Consider the following 22310-nt stretch of genomic DNA (forward strand, 5'->3'; position numbering starts at 1 on the left):
TATGGTGATCAGGTGAGCAAACAGTTTGAAGACGTATAAGAATCCGTTATTTCGCGGCACGGAAACCGTTGTCATCAACCTGTTTTGCTCACCGTGATTTTCAAAATTGTTGGCGTGAGCGGATGCCTTTGCCGGGTATGGCCGTGTGGGTTAGAGCGATGTCATTTTAGGCACCGTTTTCTGCGGGAGCAGGTGCGGCGGCAGGTGCTTCAGCGGCGGGGGCTGCTGGTGCTTCTGCGGCAGGAGCTTCAGCTTTGGGTGCTTCGTCAGCAGAAGCGGAGAACTGAGAACGGTTGCTGCGGCGACGCGGTTGTGGAGCACCGTCTTTGTCTTTGCCTTCATTTTTGGCGACGCGTGAGTGCTTGCCTTCAGCGATGGCGGCACAGAGTGAACCGATGACCACGTCGATGGCGCGCATGGCGTCGTCGTTGCCGGGGATCGGGATGTCTGCGAAGTCTGGATCGGAATCGGTATCGATCAAGCAGATCGTTGGGATGCCGAGCTTGCGTGCTTCTTTGACAGCGTTGTGTTCGGTTGAGGGGTCCACGACGACCATGGCGCCGGGGAGTTTGTTCATTTTTCGGATGCCTTCGAGGTTGCGAAGGATCTTGTTCTTTTCGCGGCGAAGGGTGGACTCCATTTTCTTGGAGTAGTTGGCGATTTCGCCGGACTCTTCGATGCGTTCGAGTTCTTCGAGACGTTTGAGGCGTTCGCGGATGGTGCGGAAGTTGGTGAGTGTGCCGCCGAGCCAGCGTTCGGTGACCCAGTGCATTTCGACTTCAGTGGCCTGTTTTTGGATCGAAGCGCGTGCTTGACGCTTGGTGCCGACGAAGAGGATGTCTTTGCCTTCGGAAACAGTTTTGGTGATGTACTTGCGAGCAAGCAGGAGACCCTTGATGGTTTCCTTGACATCGATGATGTGGATTTTATTGCGTTTGCCGTAGATGTACGGCGCCATTTTGGGGTTCCAGTGGGTGGCGCGGTGTCCGAAGTGGACGCCTGCTTCGACTAGATCCTTGACGAGTGATGCCATCGATAAACTCCTGGGCAGTGGTGTGTTTTTTGAGGCTTGCTTTATTGAGCCTTTGAACCAACTACCAGATTAAAGGGGGGTTATAAAAGTGAATGATCGCAAGTGGTTGTAAAACCCGGCGGATGGCATCATGCACGTCCTGCTAATCGGGTCCAAAAGAACCGCTGCGATCGTCCGTAACTGTTTTGGGCTGGGCTTGCTGGCCGTCCTTGAGGCGCAAGCCTAAATAAGAGCGAGAGGCGTACTCAAACTCTCGAGTAATTGTAGCAACACACCTAGCGGCTGCAACTTATGGCAAGCCGTGAGGCGAGTGTGGCTTTATCCCACTCCGATGTCACAGGGCAGTTTTGTTACCGCCGTGCCGATGTATGGTAACTGATCGGCTTGGTGGGGGGTAAGGTGTGGAAGAATTTTACGTAGAGCTTTTTTAGCCATAGTGGGAGGAAGGTGGTGTCATAAATGGCGTCCAATTAAGGGATTGTGACTAGGTGCCGTTTTCGCCTTTGAGCCGCTTGGCTGAATCGTCGTGGTAGGGGTGTTGAAGGCGGCGTTCAAAATGGGAACGAGTTGAGGTAGAGAGCAGCTCTAAGGCAGATAGTTGTGAGAGAAGCTCCGGCGGAGTGGAACGATCATAGAGCAGTTCGTGAACGCGACGGGTAGGCCAGTTTGGGTGTGGGCGATCAGTAAGAGTGAGAGTATCGCCAACTTGGACTGTGCCGGGCTGGAGGACTCGGAGATAGAAGCCGTTGTAGCCGAGACGTTGGACTTCACGGACAAAAGATTTGATCTGCCAACGGCGGGAGAGTTTCCAACATGGTTGGCGGGGTTGCGAGATTTGAACTGTGGCGGATCCGACGATGAAGGTGTCGCCGATGCAGGCTTGGGTTTCGTCGAGGTTTGAGAGAGTCCAGTTTTCGCCGCACCAGCCGTAGGTGCTGGGTGTGTCAGGGAATTGTTGTTGCCAATAGGTGTAGTGGTTGGCGGGATAGGCGAGGAGTGCTTTGTCCGGTCCGCCGTGGAATTTGGTTTCTTGCACGCCATCGCCGTGATGGCCAAGGGTGTCGAGATGGATGGGTTCTGTGGTGGATTCTTTGAAAATGGCAGAGCGCCACGGTTTGTTGTGCCAGTCTGTACCGCTGGGGGTGCCGAGATCTTTGGGCTTGCCAATGAAGAGCGAGAGGATGATCGGCGAGGTAGTGATGTCTGGGTGGGAAGGCATGATCGTCCCTTCGGAGATGAAGTCATTCGTTGGCTGTTTATTGTACAACCGCTTGGCGGCAGGTTTTTATTCTCTAGAATGATACGGTCCACCTTTCATGAGCGCGATGGAGTGAAGTATGTCCAGTTCACAACCTGAAGATGTTCCCAACTCTGCTGAGGGTGCGGGGCGCGATCGCTATAGCCGTATGACAGGGGAGACGTGTCCGCAATGCTTGGGCAAAACTGCGATGCACACGAAGAAACAATACAACAAGAATCATCCGTTGGGGGTGCGAGAGTGTTCAGGGTGCGGCTTAATCTGGGCGCCGCGACTGAATTGCCTTGGCAAAATGTGGATAGCGATCGGTGTCAGCTTGTTACTGTTCGTTGTGCTGATGATTGTAGATAGCAGTTGGTTTTATACGACGCTTAGTGTGACGTATTTATTATCGTTGCCGTTTGTAGTGGTGGCATTATTGGTACTTTGGTGGTTGAATCCAGATCCGGTGGAATCAGATCCTGCATGGATAGAGAAGTGCAGATCAAAGATTCGTGATTGATTGTTGAGGATAATAGACATTAAAACAAGCCCGCGAAGTATTCATTACTCCACGGGCCTGTTTGATCTATCCACACAGCAGGTTGAAGTAGCCTTCTCTTTTTCCCATCGCTGGTGCGTCCCATTTGGGATCGCAGGAGAGGTGGCCGACTGCACCTATGCGCGCTTCTTGGAAGATGCGGCCGGTATGTGGCTGCGAGCCTGCTGGAATTTCAAAGTTGCCGACCTTTGGTGAGGGAGTTCCTAAAGGCAGCAATTTCACCACTTAACTATATGCAAGGGTTGTGCCAGAATTTGAATGTGTGCCATCCACGATCAATATGCAGGGTTTGGCGCGTACCAAAACCCTGTATAGGGGGAAATGTCATTCAAAGTGTCGTGGTTAGTGACTCAGTTTGAGATGAATAGCCTGCGGATCGCGTGACTATTGTGGCGAGTCTTTAAGATTCGATGTTGTTGGCAGTAGCTCCGGCGAGCACTGGTTGTTCGTTATCCGCAGTAACTTTTTCTTCTTCTTTGCGGATCTTGTCGAGTAGGGCGAGTTTGTGACCGTACTTGTATGAACCAACAAGAATGAAGGCATAGATAACGCATGCGACGATAAGCATGAAGCGAAGTGACCATTCAAGGTAGACCATGCCGCAGCCAATGACAGCGAACATGATGGCGATGCAGTACATGGCAAGCACGGATTTTTTTACGCTAAGTCCGGAGCGGCGGAACAGGTGATGCATGTGTTCATTGTCGGGTGACATGATGGGTTTGCCGCGCATCTTTCGGCGGAAGATTGCAAGAGAGGTGTCCGTAATAGGAAGTGCAAAAATGATGAGGGATGCGGTGACGAGCTTGAGTGCGTTCCCGCCGGTTTGTGAGAAGAGGAGGATGGTGGAAATGCAGAGGAACCCGAGTAGTAAGGAGCCTGCATCACCCATGAAGATGGAGGCGGGATTGAAGTTGTAGGGAAGGTATCCGAGGACTGCGCCTAAGATGGCGAGACACATAACGATGCGTAATGCGTCAGAACGTTGCGTTGGTTCAATCCATGTGGGAAGCTGATCGATCGAGCCAGCTTGGAGGGCTTGATTGGCGATGGTGGTCGCTTCGACAGCTTCGGAGGCGATGATACCTGCAAGAATGAGGAAGCCGATGGCTGCGATTGCTGTGACGCCACCCGCGAGGCCGTCGAGGCCGTCGATGAGGTTAAGTGAGTTGCAGCCGCCGACAACAAAGAATGCGATAGCAGCAGTGCCAAGGATATAGATGATTGTATCTGAGCCGGGGAAGGTGGGGAGACCTGTGAGTCCGTAAGCATTATGGACGAGCTCGACGCCGAAGTTTTGAGTGGCGAGTGCTGCTGCTGCGAAGAGTTGTCCACCAAGTTTGACGCGGGGAGAGAAACCATAGACGTCGTCGAAGAGACCGGTGAGTGTGATGGCAAGTGCGCCGATGACGATGCTCATAAGCATACCAAGGTGGAGTGAATGCTCGCCGGTTGGGTTGAGCATGTAGCAGAGGCCCGCGCCTGCAAGCCAACCAAGAAAAATACCAACGCCGCCAAGGTATGCGATGGGTTCAATGTGGTTTTTACGGTGAAGGTCCGGCCAGTCAACGATGCCATTTTTAAGAGCGAGCATCCGCATGAGAGGTGTGGTGATGAGCGCGACAAAGAAAGCAGCAAAAAACACGCCGACATATGGGCGTATGGCATTCATGATGCTGTAGGTTTCAGCATCATTGAGCAAGTCAGCCATTCTTTGTGCTAGTGTCACGGTCAGCACGGTGTGATAGATCCTTTAGTGATTATGAATTGGTTATTTGTTTAGATTGTGCAAGCTCGACAATGGTGTCTTCGAGAGTAAACTCGGGTTCAAAGCCAATTGCATTTTTGATTTTGGTTACGTCTGGCTTGCGATGCTGAGGGTCTTCAAAGTTTTTGCCATAGATAGCTTCATATGCAACCCGCTCAATACCGGCAGTGTTTTGTGTGACTTTATTCACTAACTCTGCAAGCTCGTTGATGGTAACGACTGTGTCTGAGCCAAGATTGTAAACTTCGCCGAAACAAGATTCGTTATTCATCAACAATGTCATGGCCCGGACAATGTCGCGAGCATCGCAGAAAGCGCGCGTTTGATTGCCATCGCCGTAAACGGTGATCGGTTGGTCCGCAAGTGCTTTTTCGATGAATCGCGGTACGACCATGCCATACTCGCCGATCTGACGTGGACCGATGGTATTGAAAAGACGGACAATGACGGGTTTGACCTTACCTTTGTTATAGAGATCAATGGCAAGGTGTTCGTCGATAGCTTTACTTAAACCATAGGACCATCGTGACGCTGTTGTAGGCCCATAGACCAAGTCCATGTCTTCCTTCAAAGGTGGAGCAGGGCACTTGCCATAGACTTCACTTGAGGAAGTGATGAGTACTGGGATATCATGTTTGGCGGCAGCTTCGAGTACGATGGTTGTGTCGTAGATATTGCACTTGATCATGCCTGTGGGGTCGTCAATGACTCGTTTCACACCGACTGAAGCAGCAAGGTGATAGATAGCGGAGACGTCAGTAAATAATAAAGGATCTTGAAATGCATCAATGACATCCGCTTCGAGCAGTTGACAGCGATCGCCAATGAGGTGGTCGACATTGTGTTTTCTACCGGTGGAAAGATTATCTACGAGAATCAATTGGTGGCCTGAGGAGAGAAGTCTCTCGCTAAGGTGTGAGCCAATGAAACCTGCGCCGCCGGTGATGATGATTTTTTGCGTGGTCAAATTAAATCCTTAAAACGCAACAGGATACATTTAGCACAGCTTTAGTTACTGGCCTACACTTAATGGTTGTGATCCGTCATAGAGGCAACTGCCTCTGCCTTTTCTGTGTTCGTCTGTTGGCTGTTCGCTTCGTTGCTGTATTTGTAGAAAGCTTGGTAGTTCTTCTTGAAGTAACCACCGGCGCTGGCACTGACTTCGTTGAGAATAATGCCAAGTACATCTGCATGGTTGCCCTTGAGTTTGCCTTGAAGCCGTTGGACCACACCACGTTGATCTTTGTTGGCATTAACCACGATCGTAACGGCATCAATAATCTTGGTCAGCACTTGGCCTTCAGAGGTTAAAAGCAGAGGCGGCGCATCAATCAGGATATAGTCGAATTGTTCTTTGAGCGTATCGATCATCTGCTTGAAGTCTTGAGACTCAAAAAGCTCAGGCCGAATTTGACCATTGCCTACGCAGAGGATTGAAGGTTCACCCGGTTTGCCAGCATGGATGACTTGCATGAGTGCGGCGTTATTCCCAATGGCATTGGTCCAGCCCTTGTTGGTGATATCTGCAATTTCATGGGCTTTGGGGCGACGGATATTTGCATCGAGAATGAGTACATTGCGTCCATTTGCGGCCATGCTGCTCGCAATGTTTTGAACTGTGGTTGTTGCGCCGCTGCCAGGTTGCGTTGCAACGACCATGAGGGTTTTATAGCCCTTCTTCTCCATCTTATTTAGGATGGAAGTGCGTGCTTGGCGATAGCTTTCAGCGAGTAAGCTTGTCGGATAATTACGCACAACTTCTTCAATTGGTGCATGACTGGTTTTATCGTCATTGATACTGGGGATAACGCTGAGCAGTGATGAGTCAGGGATAAGTTTAATGTCACTTGGGCTCTTTACGCGTTGATCAAGTACTTCGCGAAGGAAGATAAGACCAGTTGTCAGTCCGACTAGTACAAACATGACACCGGGAACGACAAGGAGAGGTTTTGGAAATGTTTTTACCGGTAGCGTTGCGCCACCAATACGCTTGATACGTTCTTTGTCAGGTCGTTTTTGGTAAACACGAGAATTGGCAAGTGCTTGTTCCGCGGCATTCTTAAGTTCTTTGGTTTGCTCTAGATCAATAAGCATTTGATTGTACTGCTCAATTTGTGCGTTTAGATCTGTTAGCCGTTTCTCGGCCGGAGCGAGTCGAGCGTTAAGTTCTTCTAATTGACTGGTGAGGCTGTCGATCGTTTGTTGAGCATTTTTGAGACGAAAGGCTTCCATTTCTCGTAGCTTGCGTTCGGTGCTTAGGCGGAGTTGCTCACGATATGACTCGACACGACTTTTGCTTTGTCGCGAGATTTGATGTTTTTCTGAGTACATTGTTAGGAGCCCTTTGTATGAGGCTTCCTCGTCATTGATTCGTTGCTGAAGAGAGAGAATTTCCGGCATTTGTTGTACAGCCTGAAGATCTTCAGCATTTGGTTCTACTTCAGGGGAATTGGCTTGTGCAAGTAGCATCTGCTGTTGCTTGATGGCACCATCCAGTTGAGCTTCAAAGATGACCTTTTGCTCGGTGTATTGCTCAACTTCGAGTTGGGCTCGCGCCCCGGCAGAGGTTACAATTTGGTGATCTTTTGCAAAGGCTTGGATTTCTCTATTTAAACTTTTGATCCGATTACTACTATGGTTGACTTCAGCTAAAAATGAGCGGTCGAGTTCACGGAATTCAGAATTGGCATCTGCGTTAAGGCTTTTGATATATGTGTCAGCGATAGCTTCCAAGATACGGTTAGAATCTTGCTCGTAAGATGTTGAAACAGATAAAATAATAGCGGTCGAATCACGTGGGCTGTACGATTTTACCACGCCATCCTCAAGTGCTTTACGCGCTTTGACTTTGTCATTATCAAACTTTTGATACCAAGTAGTATTCTGGATCAAAGGAGAGTCCAACGCTTTATCTAGAATTTGTTCAGACTGTATGCGTAATGTTTGTGTGGCAATATATGCTTCAATCAGTTGCATTTGACCTGTATTCAGTTGTGTTCCACCTGATGGATCGTATGCATTGTTTGAACCCGGAGAAACTTGAAACATTTGCTGGCTTGTCCACTTGGGCATGATTTTATCTAGGCCAAACCATACGCCGCCACCAATTACAGGGCTAATCAGTGAGACCGTAATCAAGATCCAAAGATGTTCACGCAGAACGCGCATTGGATCAATCGGCTTGAACTTGCCTGATGCGGGTGCTCCCGCTTGCGGCATCATGTTGGGGTTAGTCATTTTTTGTGGAGCATTCATACCCATAAACCCTTCTACTTCATTCAATATAAGATTGCGGTCTTTCTGCCGAATAGTTATTGTTCTAACGTGTTTAAACGATCGGCGGCTTCTGCGAGTACATCTTTATCTGAAGCAAGTTTTGCCGCCTCAATAGCACGTTCATACATATCTTTTGCACCGAGGTTTAGGTCCAACTTCTCGTAAACCATGCCTAAGTGCAGCATGCCTGGTGCGATCGGTTGGATTTGGATGCACTCCTCAAGGATGTCTTTTGCATGGTCGTACTCACCTGTGAGGTAGAGAATCCAGCCGTAGGTATCCATCACTTGTGGGTTCTTTGGAGCGAGTTCAAGAGCTCGTTTGGCAAGTGGAACTGCAGGAGTGGGGTCGTTCAGCTTAGCTGCAAGGAGGTAGGCGAGGTTATTCAGTGTACCAAGATCATTAGGACGAAGCTCGATCAACTGATAGTAAACTTCCTTGGATGCTGTGAAGTCTTTAGCACCATAAAGTGCGTTGGAAAGCAGTTGTAGGCCGCGGACTTTCATATCGTCTTTGAGATCAGCTTCGACAAGCCTAACAAAGTCGATTGTGGCTTGATAGTCGCGACTTCGGAGTGCTGATTCTGCGAGCAGAAGATTTGCCCATGTTACTTGCTCTGCGTTGGTCAGCGATCCAAGCATCGTGCGGAATGTATCGATTCCAAGTGCGAGTCTGATTTGGGCACCAATCGCGGACATCTGTACATAGTCGTTAGATTCATTAAGAGCTTCAGATAGAAGATGGCTGCCATCTTCTGTTTCGTCTGTTTTGATAAGTGCGTGACCCTTAATGGCTTTAATGACTGGTGTGACGGCCAAGCTTGGATGCTTGTCAATTATCTCTAATGCTTGGGCCGGTTGATCGTTGAGTACATACTGCTGGGCCAGAGCATTGAGCGTTGGGGCATTTGGCTGAAGCTCCAGCACTTTCAAATATGATGCGATAGCGCTGTCACGATTGCCATTTCTAAGAGCGAGTTCAGCTTTTAGGTTGGGCCAACGTGCGTCTTCAGGAAATGTTTGTTCACTGTCATCAAGTAGCACTTTAAGTGCGGTGATTTCTTGTTTTTGTGAGTAAAGCCGCACCAGTTCGAGTCGCGCTGGGATGTATTCAGGGTGCTTGCCAACAAGATTGTTTAGTTCGCGAATAGCATCGTCGCGGTTGCCCATTTGTAGATTGAGGATGGCAATATCACGTCGTGCAATAAGCATGTTGGGATCAAGCTCGATGGCACGATTGAGATCTTTGAAAGCGTCATTCAAGCTGTTTGGGTTTATGCGAAGTACGCGAGCTCGCTGGTAGTAGAGTTTCGCATTGTTGCGATCTGCACGAATTGCTTTATTGATAAGTTGGAGTGCTTCGGTAGTGTTTTTATTGTTCTCCGCAATCAATGCGCGGAGGACAAGGCTCTCAGCAACGCGTTTATCGGTTGGATCGAGTTTGGAAAGAACAGTGCTCGCCTTATCAAACTCGCTAATGTTGATATAGGTTTCAGACAAACGCAGACCAACGCGGGTGTCGGCGTTGCTCTTGTCAAAGATGCTTTGATAGATTGCAGCAGCTTCCGCATACAGTCTGCGGCTGAAGTACAGGTCAGCTAGCTCGCGGCTGGCGGGCATAGCTTCAGTATCTTCAAGTTCAATAGCATTGCTATATGCATTTTCAATATCTGTACGTGATTGATCATGTCGGATGAGATACCTACCGAACATAAGGTAATCTTCGGCCGCGACTGTATCGATCAGGCCGACTAGATACTGTTCAATCAATGTTCTACCTGCAGTAACATCGCCACTGACCGCATGGATCTGAGCCAGCGCGTTGATGTTAGTGCGAGAATCACCTTCGTCTTTTGTCACTTGCTTCATCAGCTTGATCGCCTCGTCATACTTGCCATCTTCAGCATAGATAAGTGCGAGCATTCGCTTGTTGCCGTAGTTTTGAGGGAGGCGATTGGCCAGGTTTTCTCGGATTTCGATGACTCGTTCACGTGAGCCATACTTTTGCTCAAGTGTTAGGTATTGGTTGAGTAGGATTAGATCGTTTGGTGCATAGCTACGTGCTTTGGTGATATAACCTAAAGCTTCTTCGCCTTGTCCGAGTTGAATCAGTACTTGAGAGAGACCTTGCATCGCACGGATGTGGTCTGGACGTTGGCTAAGCGCTTTTAGAAAAGCTTGTTTTGACTCGTCGAATTTCAAATCTCTAAGCAGAACTTGTCCGAGTTCAAACCAGCCATCGGAATTAATTTCGACGGCACTTAATGCACGTCTATATGAGACGGCCGCTAGTTCATTCTTTCCTTGAGCGGCAGCGAGACGCGCTCGATAAAGTTCGCCTTGTGCTTTATCGATATTTTTTTCAGCAGCAAAAGCGACGATGGTTTCTGCTTTTGTCCAATCGCGTTCACTTATGGGTAGCTTGGATTGCTCATCAACTTCAAGATTAAATTGTAATCGAACAACGTCCGGATTTTCCGGTTGAAGCTTTGCGGCTTCTGCAATAGCGGTGGCGAGATTCTCTCTGTCACCGGCTTGTGCATATAGGCGTACTCTGGCGAGTTGCTTAGTAAAAGGATCTTCAATCTTATCGCTCATTTGTGCGATGAGTTCATCTGCATTAATGTTGATTTCTTCGCCACGGACACGTTTGGATAGCACATCAAGCGTGCTTGCATCAGCACCCGATTCTTTCGCAATTGCGATCAAACTCTCTTGCTCTTGTTGATCTTTGGTAAACCCGAGCACCATCTGTAATGCACGGATATTGGTTGGGTCGGTTTCAAAATACTGGATAGCGTGCTCTTTAGCTTTTTCTTGCTCGCCTTTAGCCATGTAAAGCCCAGCGAGTGTTTGATGGATCTGTGGAAATGCATTGACGTCCATATTCTCAAAGATCTCTAGTGCTTCGTCGGTTTTCTTGTCTGCCGCAAGAATGATGCCTTCGAGTGCTTTGGTGCCGTTGTTATCTGGGATGAGGCGTTTAAGCTCATCAACATGCGTGCGAGCTTGTTCGATTTGCTTGTGTTTGAGGTAAAGCTGAGCGAGTTTTAGACGTTGGCGAGCATCATTAGGTGAACGTTTAAGATATTCTTCGAGCATGCTGGCAGCAGCACCCCATTCACCTTTCTTCAGGCGGGACTCAACTGCGAGAAGTTGAAGGGAAGGATCAATATTGCCTAAGCCAGCAATTGCACTTTCGATTGAGGCTTCGGCATCTCTAAAGTTGCCTTGACTTACTAAAAGCTTGCTGCGGAGTGCATCAATAACCGCCGCATTAATATTATCCTTCTCCATGCGGGCAAGAATCTTTTCGATCTCTGCATGCTTTTCGGCTTTTTGCTCAACATCTTTTGATGCGTTGGCTTGTTGCACGAGGATATTCCCCGCGTGCATACCCGCTTGAACTTGCAGGTTTCTATTTCTTAGTAGACGGATCGGTGTGTCCGCACCGGTAACATCCATCGTTTGGCGGAAGAGCTTGAGTGCATCATCTACATCATTTGACTGTAAATGGTTGCTGCCTAGATAGAACATGAAGAAAGCGTTAGTTGGATCCTTTTTAAGACCGTGCTTGAAGAGTGCTTTGGCACGTTCAATGCCGACAGTCGTTTGGGTGCTATCCTCACGTTTGACGATCTCACGATTGGCATATTGGACAAATCCTGCAACCGTTCTGAGATCATCATCATCAACATTCGATTTGGTGAGCACTTTCTCTTCAAGTGCGATGATGATGGGCTTGGCGATTTCAAGACGTGCATTAGCGGCATCTTTTACGGCTTGGACTTGCTCTTCGCTTGCTGTTACAGGCAGGTTCGCATTCATGCTGCTGTCGAGCAAGATCGATACAGTGTTGATTTGATTTTTTATGGTTTGTGTTGGGCTTGCGATCAGATCTTCTGCGATAGAAAGCACATGATTGCGGTGCTCGATGGCCAGTTCACGATCCCCACTGGGGCGATCCAAAAGATTTGCTTCGGCAAGGTGGTAACGGGCAAGATAGAACTTAGCTTCCAGATCGTCTGGATTTTCTTCGGCGACTAGAAGGAGGTCATGATAACCCATCGCTCGATCTTCAGGAGACATATTGTTGTTCATCATCAGAATACGAGCTAAACCGCGGTTCTTTAGCAAATTCAAATCCGAGGGATACGATAGCAGCAAGTTATCTGCATGCTCCGCAATCTTGTCGGCAAAAGATGCATAGCCAAGTTTCTTCCGGTATTCCAAAAGCGTTGTATAATATGTTTCACGGTAGGTGAGGTCAGTTGGCACAAGGTCTGCGGCTTTTTTCTGCCACGATATTTTTTGCCCAATGTATTGTTGTGCTTCAACCGCATCTTCAGCTTTAAGTTCAACAAGTGCACTTAGATACTTATCAATATAATTAAGGTTATTTGCTTCGCTTTGAACGGCACCTGCGTATTTCTTGATAGCGATATAGGGGTTACCTTCCGCCATCAGTGCGTCGCCTTGGCGCACCAATTGTTCAGGGCTGTTGCGTACGAAGACGTACCATAATCCAGCCAGCGTTGCTACCAAAAAAATGATTACTGAACTGAGTACAAAAACGAATTTTGTGTTTACGCGTCCGGCCATTTGTACCGTACTCCTATTGCGAGATCTGCATTGTGTATCACAAGCGATCGAATGTATCCCAATGTTGCTCAGTTACTGTCTAAGTTATTGGTTAACTGTTCTGCCTCTACTCCGCGGGGGTAACGCCCTTCGGTGACGTCTATCCAATCGGGGAGGCATGCCATGACTTCTGGCAGATAAGCGCTTAAGAAATCTTCAATGCGAGCTTTTGCCTGCTCCGCATCTTCAATATCTGTACGCACTTCAATTTTGCAGTAATAGGCATAGAGATCCTCTTTGCTCGTGCCAAAGAAACGAACATCATTTGGCGAGGCAAGGAACTTGCCGTTAGCGGCAAAGAAATAGGCAACATTTGATGTCGCTTTTTTCTGTCCGATTTTGTCGCCACCCATGACGAACTGGATGAATGTGGCGGGAATGTCTTTGGTTTGAGGGATACGGACTTCGCCGTTGTGTAAGCGGCTGTAAGCCAAGGTGCCGTCTTCGTCGGTGAAGTACTCTGGGCCTTTAACCGTCAACTTTGTGCTGCCTTGGGTCACGATGTTTGCACCACCAGCAACATAACAGCGGTCCGGTACGTGCGGTACGGTGTCGGGCGTACCGGTGTAGTAAGCGGAATGTAACCGAATATATCGGCCGGGTTCATCCTTTGGCCAGCGTTCATCAACATATGTGCGGCTGACGTAGTTGTTCGTGCCAAGCGCATCGAGAATTTCTTTGGTCATCGGAGGGTCTTCGCGGTACAGCTTCCAGTCGCCAACCTGGTTGGGTAGGGCGTACATCTGGTGGCGGGGATTGATCGCCTTTTTGAAGATTACTGTTTGTGTGCTGTTGAGTACAACTGCTTGGCTAGAGAAAGCTGTTATCAAAAGTGTCATCGTGAAAATAGCGGCACATGAATGCTTCGCTTGAAGTGGCAGGTGATTCCAACGGTTAAGCAGTTTGATACTGGCCAAGCAAACAATGAAGCCAAGGAGAGTAGGGGGCGTTAGGATACACATCATTTTGAATACGATGTTGATGATAGCGCTATTTGCAATTCTGATGCCGCTAAATTGGACGGTATAGGTGTATAGATAGAAAGCTCCGACCATGGTTATTGCGGCAATAATGAACGAAATCACATAGTTTGAAATAGGAATACTAAATTTTTGACTTCGTTGATCGGGTTCAATGTTGTTATTAGCTTTTGCCTCATTGTCAGAGGTTGCGGTTACTTTGCTTTTGTCACTGATGAAAAGTTTGTCCATGATCCAGCCCATTAGCAGGAACATTCCAGCTGCTGGAATCAGCATGACCATACCGACGAAGGTATGGAAGTCGCCGCCGACCATCTCTTTGTTTACCAGTGATAAAAGGCCAAGCGATGTGACGCGGCCGACGTTAACAGTGATCGCAATTGGGACTGTCATTAGCACCATAACGACGCGTTGCCACTTCGGCCTCTTCCAAAGAAAAGCCATGGCGACACCCAAAGCAAGAAAGGCCATCAGCATGCGTAAACCCGCACATGCTTCAGCAACATTAAGGCTTTCTGTGACAGGCTTCATTTGTATGATGCCATCGATCATGACTTGCTTGTTGGTAATGATGTCGATGGTGGAGCCGCGGTTGTCAACTTCGAAGTCCAAGAAGATTGAGCAAAATTTTAGAACGACGGTTGAACTATAAGCCGCGATAAATTGAAGTTTGACGGCAATGGCTTCCCAGAGCAGTGGTGAGACTTTAACGCCGAACCCGAGATAGATGATGGGGAACCAAAGCACGCGCATCATTTTTGAACCGAGCAAGAACCAGATCATGCCAAAGAGTGAGATGATCATGGCGTAGCCTTGTGCCATGTCGTTGCGGCCGGGCGTGATGCCCCATACATAAGCGAATAGGCCAAAGAATACGAGTGGAAGTCCGAACCAGCTGATAGAGGGTTTGATTTGCTTGAGTGTTTCGCGTTGCTGGTAGATGAAGTAGATTGAAATCAGCGGAACAATCATGGCGTGCGACCAGTTTGGGTCGTTCCATGCAATGCGGCCCATGCGATACAAATACGCCCAGTGCATTCCGCAAAATCCGATGGCCAATGCGATGACCCATGGGATACGCTCGGATGGAATCAAATCCTTCTCAGGAAGGACTGAGGACGCTAGCGTCTTGGGTTGTTCTAGTGTTGCCGTTTCGTTCATCCTATTCTCGTGTCGCTCAGTCCCAACTTCCTGACTGACTCTCACCCTCCCATATCCTTCTAACACTCAGGCTCAAACCAAGAGGCTCGACCATGAATAGTCATACGCACTGGGCAGCATACAGGTTCAATAACAACGCCGGCTGTAGCGTATGGCTACAGCACGCGGATCCATCCTTGGGTTGTTCTGGTGGTGCGGCTAAGAATCGCGTCCTGCCCCGCACTGGGCGGTCCTTGCCCAACATCCTGCCTGTTCTACCGAGTCAATTTCATCACCAGACAGATTGCCAGAGTTTACTAAAGTTACGGCAAGGCCGTTAAGCCGTGCCGCAATGAATATTCTTTTTCATGCGTTTATGACGTGGTTCTCATTGAAAAGCCACGATCAAACGCGGTGTTCTTACTGTATCGGTCCAAAGACATCAGAACCAAAGTTACGGTCAAGCACAAAACCAAAACCATAGGTCATACGGAAGCCGTTTCGGAAGATCGCAAGCGGCGTGGCAATGAAGTTTGTGCCGACATTGATCAGGTCGTTTGGCTTGAGGTAGAGGTCAGGCTCGGTGCCTTCGAAGATGGCTCGCACATTGATGCGGAGTGTTGCTTCTTGAGCATCAGCTACACGGCGAGTCAGGTCAACACGTTCTGGAATGGCGAGCTGTGAAAGGCCACCCGCCGACGCGATCAATTGCTTGATCGTCAAGTCGCTTTCGCCCGGTACCTGATACGCACCCGGACGTGCAATCTCGCCCATGATGTACACGAAACCAGCACTCGGGTCTGGAACCTTGATCACATCGCCGGGACGGATCACGATGTTGTATCGCAGGTCGCCTTCGACGAGTCGTTCGTATGGGATTTCAACGATGCGCTGTGTGATCAGGTCACCCAGTGCGGAGGTTTCGTCGAGTTCTGCAGTGGTCACGCCACCAGCAACAGGTTTATCGACCTTGACCCACTTGCCGCCTGCGAAAACCCATTGTGGGCTGTTGCCTACACCGGCATCAAGTCCACCTTCGATGGCGGTTGGTGCAGCAGGCTTTTCTTTCGCGGGTTTCACAACCGGTTCTTCATCGATACCTTCAAGCAATTCATCAATCAGCTTGGAAGGATTCTTCGGAGCTGGTGCAGCAGGCTTGGCTTCTTCGACTTGCGATTCTTCCGTGACTTCACCCGCAACTTCAGCGGTCAGAGCCGTTTGGCGGAACACGCGAAGGCGCTTGGTTCGGCCCGGCACACCACGCGCTAATGCCAACGCATCAAGCAGGCGGAAGTCAGGCTTTGGAATAACGTAGGTGCCGATCGCGGTTCCACCTTGTAGTGGTTCGCCGATGACGCTGAAGGTGTTTTGGCGAGACTCTTGAAGAATCACGCTGACCACCGCGTCAGGCAGAATGTTCTTGCGTTCGAGAACACTTGCGATTTCTGCTTCGAGTTGGCTTGATGTCAGGCCAGCAGCACGAACAGGGCCGATAATGGGCAATCGAATAAGGCCTGTCTCATCGACACGTCGTGTTTGAACTGACTCTTGTCCGAGTGCAACAAGCTCAAAGACCGTGACGGTCAAGAGGTCGCCTGCGCCTACGACATACTCGCGCATGTCAGGGATCAGGTCTTCCGGTCGCACGCCGGTGACGGCAAGTGATTCGGTGTCCTCTCCCTCGATCACATCGAGCCGATCGAGGATCGGCAAGGTGACAGGCGTGTGCTCCCAACGACCCACCACAGACGGGTCGAAGAATGAGTCTGTTTCACATCCGCTCAGCATCAGTAAGGTGGCTGTAATACAAAGGGCCATCCACTGTATGCCTCTCCAATTCCTCAGGTTACCATTCCTGTTCAACGTCGTGCTCCTGAATCAGTAGTTCGTGCTCGCTTCTCCTCGGCGGTTCGTTCACCCCCGCGGGATATGTAACGCCCATCTTAGTAAATAACCCAGATTAACGCACCTGTATCTTGCGACCAACTTAGCCAAAATCCTTTTATTTTTCCTTCCAAGCCATTTGACCCGGAAGTCGCTTTCCTGTCACCCGCCCGAGATAAATTTGGGCGAGGGATTCTCGTTGCTTCCTGCTCTGTCGGCATTTAAATCAGGGAACCTAACTTCCACTTTACATCCGCGCGGTCTACCCCATTTTCTCACGCTGATCCAGATTAACCGGGGGGTGATGAGCCGGATTAACACGAAAAAAATTTTGCTTTAAAGCATTAAAATGCCGTGACTTGGGTTGGTTGTTATGAAGAGAGGGCGAATTTGGCTTTCCAATCGTGGCCTGATGTCAATGATGCTTGATAGCTACGACCACTTGCCAGCGGATCAAACAGTGATGAGAATAGGATTTGATCGGCCATATGCCTGTGCGCCGACTCCATCTATGACTACGGTCATAACCGCCCATGCTTTAACTGCAGGCAGAATAAGGATGAGTATGCCGAAAAATATCTCAATCGTCGGCGATGGCGCCATGGCCACCGTTTCCGCATTGATCCTCGATAGCAAGGATTATCAAGTTACCGTCTGGGGTGCCTTCTCTGATTATGTCGCAGAAATGATTCAGACGCGAGAGAATTCTCGCTATTTGCCCGGTTATAAATTGCCGGACTCGATCAGGTTCACTGCGGACAATAGCGCACTTTTAGAATCAGACGTCATTATCAATGCGGTCCCTACGCAGTATGTGCGGCCAGTTTTCAAGCGACTTATTGATTTCCTCCCACATGATGCGCCTATTGCATCCCTTTCCAAGGGTATTGAGCAAGACACGCATCTTCGCCCCACGCAGGTCGTTGAAGAGGTTTCCCGAACGTCGGCAAAAAGTCACAATGCTAACAGGTCGCTCGCAGCCATCTCTGGCCCATCAGTTGCCTCTGAACTCGCCAAGTGTCTACCCGCCACGGTTTGCGCCGCTTCGGAAGATGAAGCTTTCGCGCAAACTTTGCAAACCATGTTCAATACACATTGGTTCCGTGTCTATACCAACACTGATTTGATCGGCGTTGAGTTGGCTGGTGCGACGAAGAATGTGATCGCGTTGGCGGCAGGCATTCTGGATGGCTTGCAAGCAGGCAACAATGCCAAGTCGGCGTTGCTCTCACGTGGGCTTGCTGAAATTACTCGGCTTGGCTTGGCCATGGGCGCATCACATGAAACGTTCTTCGGCATCGCTGGTGTGGGCGATCTTGCGACCACGTGCTTTAGCCCGTCCGGACGCAACCGTAGTTGTGGCGAATTGCTCGGCCGTGGCAAGAAGTTAGATGATGTTCTTAAGAACATCACTGGCGTGGTGGAGGGTGTGCCAACCACACGATCAGTCGTGCAGCTTGCTAAGAAGTATCAGGTTGAGATGCCAATTACACAGGCGATTTATGCGGTACTATTTGAAGGACTTGATCCGCTTGAAGGTATTTCCAGATTAATGTCTCGCGATCTGAAAGCAGAACGCGTCGGCTGATTGGCGCGATAGTCTTAGCTCGCAATATTTAAGCGTCCGTTATTGATTACTGCGATACACTTGCGTCTAACCATGAGTTAGACGTTTTTTATTGCGTCGTATTTGTCGCGTGTTTAAGACATCAAGTAATCGTTGATTTTTAAAACGTTGCGAAGTCGATTTTTACAGGCAATGTTTATGATGTTGACTTGTTATATACATTGCTTTGGTTGTTGCTTTAAGTACAATCGAATCCGATTGGTTAAGGTGGATCGTGGCGCAGTGTGTTGGTTGGAATTAATTAATTTCAACAAAGTTAAAGCCGATTTGTTTCGATGTTTGTATGGCATCGGCCGGTTGTTGATATTGGTTGTAAGCGGTGGTTGATTCGCCGCGGAGAAAGTCATGATGAGGCGTATGCAGTTTTCTAGCCGCCATTTCTTTTGTGCTTGTTTGAGCGGTGTTATTGGTTTGTTGTTGGGGGGGGCGGCTCAGGCTGCGCCATTCGCAGTTGATGTAGCTATCAACGGCATGACGAAGCAATTTGTTACGATGAAAGATTTGACTGGATCGACGCCGGAAGGTTTTCTTTCCGGTAGTGTGACAGGGCCTGCGAGTTTGGGGGCGGCTTCAGAACATGAAGTGCCACTTGGGCAATATGTCTATATTCGATCAATGTCTGGGCCGACACAATCTATTTATGCAATCTTCGATAAGTTGGGTGTTGTTCAAACTGCGAGACTATTTGGTGTGGATCGCAGCAGTGTTAAAGCAGATTCATTTCCACTTAGGGCACCAGCAACATCTTTTAATGTTCCACGTGTGGCATCGTCTGGTGGCTTGTTTGGGACACCTGCAGAAACACCATCAGTAACGCCTGTAACACCAAATTTTGGACAAATTGATTTCGGAGTTGGTTCTGATCCTGTGCCAGAACCAGCCAGTATTCTTTTATTGTTGCTTGGTCTCAGTGCGTTGGCTGCTAGACCTGAGAGGCATACTTAAGTTTGTTCAGTACCTTTTGTATTTGATCGAGATCATTAGATGTCAGGGAGTTTTGAGATGCGAAGAAACAGTTTGATGAGTCGAATGTTAGTGATGCTCGCAGTAGTTTGCAGTGGTGCTACCTATGCTTCAGCAAATTATTTTACGCTTGACCAGCTAAATAATAATGCAGGTGCAAGTGTTGAAACCATGGATGGGAAACACGTCTATATGAATTTTAATGTGGTTGAAGTAACCGGTGATATTTCAAGCGATCTTTCGGAATACACGGTTGCAGAAGGCTACAACAAGTTTAGTTTGTTACTTGGTACGAATACGACTTCAATGGGGACCATGATCATTGAGTTTGATGTTACGATGCAGGATGGTGTTAGTGAAGAAATCAATGCTTCTATTCTTGAAATGAGTAGTAAGATCTACACTGGCAGCATGAAGATGATGGTGGTGACTGAGATAATCGATGATACGGATCAGATTATCAAGGAAGACAATGGCTCAGATGCGATCAATGTGCTTGAACATTCGCCGGATAATCAGCAGTACTCAGATCGGCAACAATGGGGTGAGGGTAAGGATACCGTTCATGTGCGGATGATCATTCAAACACTGCCTTATAATGGTCCTGATTTTAGTGTTGGGCCTCATACACCAGAGCCAGGAACACTAGCGCTTCTTGGTTTGGGTAGTTTGGCAATTGTTTGTCGAAGAAGATGATTGAGTAGGGCAGTTCAACTACTTTGATATATATGATTAAGCCAAAAATATTTTTATGCAGTGCACGTGATAGTGCACTGTTTTTTTATGAGTGTTTAATTGGTTTGGTGGTTCATTCATAAAGCTGGAGAAAGTGGGGGCGTGTTTGATTGTTAATGGTAAAGATCTTAGGAATATGGTGCTATACGCTTCTAGCTCCGTTTGTCGCAGGTTCTAATAAATGGATAAAATATTTCTGTGTTTCCCATAAAGATTGGGTTGTTGAAGAGAGATTAAAAAAGGTTAAGCATCGTTAACAATAGATAGAGATAAATTGATAACTTAATCGTAGATTTGAAACATTACAAGTACTTGTTGTTGCACTAAGCGCGTGATAGAATGGGTTTGGTGTTAGTTAGCAAGGCAGCAAATGCTTTGCGATTTGTGAAATTTTGTGAACACGGACGTTGCGATCCACTTCATTTCTAAGGGGCAGCAGAAACGTATTTTGAAGTGATCGTGGCGGCGAAGCGCCTTTGCATTTCGCCTGCATCCATCTAGTGTATATGTGTCAGCGGCACCTTGTTTGCCGCATGAATCAATACCATATCTGGATGTTGTGACCAGAAGAATCAGTGATACTGAATAAACTGCGGACGTTGTTCGCGGCTAAGGTATGGTTGAGCTTTTGGCGTGCGACGTATTGAGGCAATGAGAGATGGTCAGGTATACAGTGAAGTTTGGTGTTGTATTTCGTGTGAGTATCGTTGTGGTTATTTTGCAACTTGGGTTGGCGTCTGTTCAAGCGCATCACGGTGGGGTGCATTCGGTTGCTGATACTATAGCCGCAACAAAGATTGATATTAACAATTACGATTCTATGAATTCTGTTTTGAACGACACGTTGCTTGAAGCAGAAGAGTATGCGCGGATCATGCCGCAAAAAAGGAAGCCGCGTACAGTGCCACTGCCGACCGCAACAGGTGCAGGGGCGGTGTTGCTTGTTTCGTTAGCGATGTCTAGGTTGGCAGGGCGGAAACGTCGAGCATCGCGACAGGCTTGATTATGCCTTTGAAATGATTTTTCTTAATCACTTCCCATAATCATGGTGTCGAATCGTTTTTAGGTGAACATATCTTGATGCGCCATTATTTTGCGCGCGGAGTAATGAAAGTCGGTTTGTAGTATCTGTATGGGGTGTACGGCTGGGAACGACCATACCTGCTACAAAAACAGGGTAATTCCCGCCATTGGACAAACCTCGCTTATCCTCGCTCAAGGAGGGGCCGATATCCATCTCAGTGACATGCGCCGATGATGCGCATGGGCTGCTGCTTGTGTTGTTTCGCGGCCGTATCAATCAACCACGCATGTGAGGACCATGATGGATCTCGACAATATCCTCAAAACAGCCTTGGAACATGATGCTTCAGATATCCATATTGTGGCGGGCCATCCGCCGATGGCACGTGTTCACACGGTGATGATGCCAATGGATTATCCGGAAATTTCCAAGGTAGACGCCATGAAGATGCTGGAGCATATGGCAGGTGAAGATCAAATGAAGATCTTCAAGAAAATCAAGGATTCGGATTTTTCATACCAAGTTGAAGGCGTAGGTCGCTTTCGTGTGAATGCACACTCGCAAAGGCAGAGTGTCGGTATTGCGTTGCGTGCGATCAAAACAGATATCCCGCCGCTAGCGAATCTGAACCTTCCGGAAGTGATTCAGCGGCTGACATATTTGCCGCGCGGGTTGGTACTTGTGACAGGTGACACCGGATCGGGTAAATCAACGACATTGGCCGCGATGATTGATGCGATGAATCATCGTTATCGCAAGCACATCATTACACTTGAAGACCCTGTCGAGTATACGCTTGAATCCGACAAGTGCATGATTGAACAACGAGAACTTGGCGCGGACACGCCTTCGTTTGCATCTGGCCTGCGGCATGTTTTGCGTCAGGACCCGGACATCATTCTCGTCGGCGAAATGCGCGACCTTGAAACGACAGCCGCTGCGATTACCGCTGCGGAAACTGGTCACCTCGTGTTCTCGACCTTGCATACGGTTAATGCGTCGCAAACCGTGGAACGTATCATCGATATGTACCCGGCTGATGAGCAGAACCAGATTCGTTCGATGCTAGCCAACACGTTACAGGCGGTGGTGTCGCAGACATTGTTCAAGCGGATTGATACCAAGGGTATGGTGCCTGCAGTTGAGATCATGCTGTGTACACCTGCGGTTCGCAACCTGATCCGTGAGAATCGTGCGTTTGAGATTCCGAACGTGATTGAAACCAATCGTTCGCTCGGTATGAACTCTCTGGATAATGCAATCTCTGAGCTGTTCTTTAACGGGATGATTTCTCGTGAAGACGCGATTGCTCAGGCAGCTTACCCAGAGAAGTTGGAGCGTTCACTTGCCGCATAATAATGCGCTTGTTTGTGCTTGCTAAAGGAATGGTGAGCATAGGGATGAAAGATGTCGCAGGATGCACGTATTAGGGATACCAACG

At 48.5% G+C, this 22310-nt stretch carries 15 protein-coding genes; 6 read left to right on the top strand and 9 right to left on the bottom strand.

Annotation, left to right across the window (positions count from 1 at the left end):
• Positions 1 to 166 precede the first annotated feature (166 nt).
• A complete protein-coding gene (rpsB, locus tag ACQ6WK_RS02275) occupies positions 167 to 1033 on the bottom strand; it encodes a 30S ribosomal protein S2 (RefSeq protein ID WP_432799120.1) in 867 nt (288 codons plus the stop codon).
• Positions 1034 to 1517: 484 nt separating this feature from the next.
• Positions 1518 to 2252 carry an MOSC domain-containing protein gene (locus ACQ6WK_RS02280; protein WP_432799121.1) on the bottom strand — a complete coding sequence of 245 codons (735 nt, stop codon included), beginning with the start codon at positions 2250 to 2252 and terminating at the stop codon, positions 1518 to 1520.
• Positions 2253 to 2370: 118 nt separating this feature from the next.
• Between ACQ6WK_RS02280 and ACQ6WK_RS02285 the strand changes: the two genes are divergently transcribed.
• Positions 2371 to 2793: a hypothetical protein gene (locus tag ACQ6WK_RS02285; protein WP_432799122.1), complete on the top strand. Its 423-nt coding sequence runs from the start codon at positions 2371 to 2373 to the stop codon at positions 2791 to 2793.
• A gap of 66 nt (positions 2794 to 2859) precedes the next feature.
• Here the strand turns inward: ACQ6WK_RS02285 and ACQ6WK_RS02290 are convergent, their stop codons facing one another.
• From ACQ6WK_RS02290 to ACQ6WK_RS02320, 7 genes are all read right to left on the bottom strand, one after another.
• Positions 2860 to 3054 (bottom strand): hypothetical protein, encoded by a 195-nt coding sequence (locus ACQ6WK_RS02290; protein WP_432799123.1) that lies wholly within the window; start codon positions 3052 to 3054, stop codon positions 2860 to 2862.
• A gap of 178 nt (positions 3055 to 3232) precedes the next feature.
• A complete protein-coding gene (locus ACQ6WK_RS02295; protein ID WP_432799124.1) occupies positions 3233 to 4570 on the bottom strand; it encodes a glycosyltransferase family 4 protein in 1338 nt (445 codons plus the stop codon).
• Positions 4571 to 4592: 22 nt separating this feature from the next.
• On the bottom strand, positions 4593 to 5567 hold the full coding sequence (locus ACQ6WK_RS02300) for an NAD-dependent epimerase/dehydratase family protein (RefSeq protein ID WP_432799125.1): 975 nt from the start codon (positions 5565 to 5567) through the stop codon (positions 4593 to 4595).
• A 59-nt stretch (positions 5568 to 5626) separates the two neighbouring features.
• Complete coding sequence (locus tag ACQ6WK_RS02305) at positions 5627 to 7855, bottom strand: polysaccharide biosynthesis tyrosine autokinase (protein ID WP_432799126.1); 2229 nt, start codon at positions 7853 to 7855, stop codon at positions 5627 to 5629.
• A 56-nt stretch (positions 7856 to 7911) separates the two neighbouring features.
• Positions 7912 to 12477 (bottom strand): tetratricopeptide repeat protein, encoded by a 4566-nt coding sequence (locus tag ACQ6WK_RS02310; protein ID WP_432799127.1) that lies wholly within the window; start codon positions 12475 to 12477, stop codon positions 7912 to 7914.
• 68 nt (positions 12478 to 12545) lie between these two features.
• On the bottom strand, positions 12546 to 14657 hold the full coding sequence (locus ACQ6WK_RS02315) for an exosortase/archaeosortase family protein (RefSeq protein ID WP_432799128.1): 2112 nt from the start codon (positions 14655 to 14657) through the stop codon (positions 12546 to 12548).
• Positions 14658 to 15056: 399 nt separating this feature from the next.
• Entirely contained in the window at positions 15057 to 16454 is a 1398-nt protein-coding gene (locus tag ACQ6WK_RS02320) for a polysaccharide biosynthesis/export family protein (protein ID WP_432799129.1), read from the bottom strand.
• A 625-nt stretch (positions 16455 to 17079) separates the two neighbouring features.
• Between ACQ6WK_RS02320 and ACQ6WK_RS02325 the strand changes: the two genes are divergently transcribed.
• The 5 genes from ACQ6WK_RS02325 to ACQ6WK_RS02345 all read left to right on the top strand — a co-directional run bounded on the left by ACQ6WK_RS02325 (position 17080) and on the right by ACQ6WK_RS02345 (position 22225).
• Complete coding sequence (locus ACQ6WK_RS02325) at positions 17080 to 18108, top strand: NAD(P)H-dependent glycerol-3-phosphate dehydrogenase (protein WP_432799130.1); 1029 nt, start codon at positions 17080 to 17082, stop codon at positions 18106 to 18108.
• Between the two features lie 396 nt (positions 18109 to 18504).
• Complete coding sequence (locus ACQ6WK_RS02330) at positions 18505 to 19092, top strand: PEP-CTERM sorting domain-containing protein (RefSeq protein ID WP_432799131.1); 588 nt, start codon at positions 18505 to 18507, stop codon at positions 19090 to 19092.
• 75 nt (positions 19093 to 19167) lie between these two features.
• Positions 19168 to 19806, top strand: coding sequence for a PEP-CTERM sorting domain-containing protein (locus ACQ6WK_RS02335; protein ID WP_432799132.1), 639 nt, complete (start codon positions 19168 to 19170; stop codon positions 19804 to 19806).
• A 697-nt stretch (positions 19807 to 20503) separates the two neighbouring features.
• A complete protein-coding gene (locus ACQ6WK_RS02340; protein ID WP_432799133.1) occupies positions 20504 to 20848 on the top strand; it encodes a hypothetical protein in 345 nt (114 codons plus the stop codon).
• 318 nt (positions 20849 to 21166) lie between these two features.
• Positions 21167 to 22225: a type IV pilus twitching motility protein PilT gene (locus ACQ6WK_RS02345; protein ID WP_432799134.1), complete on the top strand. Its 1059-nt coding sequence runs from the start codon at positions 21167 to 21169 to the stop codon at positions 22223 to 22225.
• The last annotated feature ends 85 nt before the right edge of the window (positions 22226 to 22310 follow it).

Origin of the sequence: Poriferisphaera sp. WC338, from assembly GCF_050931845.1 — a bacterium.
Classification (GTDB): Bacteria; Planctomycetota; Phycisphaerae; order Phycisphaerales; family Phycisphaeraceae; genus Poriferisphaera.

Excerpts from the sequence above, each read along its gene's own strand:
- rpsB (WP_432799120.1), bottom strand. The coding sequence starts at position 1,033 with ATGGCATCACTCGTCAAGGATCTAGTCGAAGCAGGCGTCCACTTCGGA.
- ACQ6WK_RS02280 (WP_432799121.1), bottom strand. The coding sequence starts at position 2,252 with ATGCCTTCCCACCCAGACATCACTACCTCGCCGATCATCCTCTCGCTC.
- ACQ6WK_RS02285 (WP_432799122.1), top strand. The coding sequence starts at position 2,371 with ATGTCCAGTTCACAACCTGAAGATGTTCCCAACTCTGCTGAGGGTGCG.
- ACQ6WK_RS02305 (WP_432799126.1), bottom strand. The coding sequence starts at position 7,855 with ATGAATGCTCCACAAAAAATGACTAACCCCAACATGATGCCGCAAGCG.
- ACQ6WK_RS02310 (WP_432799127.1), bottom strand. The coding sequence starts at position 12,477 with ATGGCCGGACGCGTAAACACAAAATTCGTTTTTGTACTCAGTTCAGTA.
- ACQ6WK_RS02315 (WP_432799128.1), bottom strand. The coding sequence starts at position 14,657 with ATGAACGAAACGGCAACACTAGAACAACCCAAGACGCTAGCGTCCTCA.
- ACQ6WK_RS02320 (WP_432799129.1), bottom strand. The coding sequence starts at position 16,454 with ATGGCCCTTTGTATTACAGCCACCTTACTGATGCTGAGCGGATGTGAA.
- ACQ6WK_RS02325 (WP_432799130.1), top strand. The coding sequence starts at position 17,080 with ATGAGTATGCCGAAAAATATCTCAATCGTCGGCGATGGCGCCATGGCC.
- ACQ6WK_RS02330 (WP_432799131.1), top strand. The coding sequence starts at position 18,505 with ATGCAGTTTTCTAGCCGCCATTTCTTTTGTGCTTGTTTGAGCGGTGTT.
- ACQ6WK_RS02335 (WP_432799132.1), top strand. The coding sequence starts at position 19,168 with ATGAGTCGAATGTTAGTGATGCTCGCAGTAGTTTGCAGTGGTGCTACC.
- ACQ6WK_RS02340 (WP_432799133.1), top strand. The coding sequence starts at position 20,504 with ATGGTCAGGTATACAGTGAAGTTTGGTGTTGTATTTCGTGTGAGTATC.
- ACQ6WK_RS02345 (WP_432799134.1), top strand. The coding sequence starts at position 21,167 with ATGATGGATCTCGACAATATCCTCAAAACAGCCTTGGAACATGATGCT.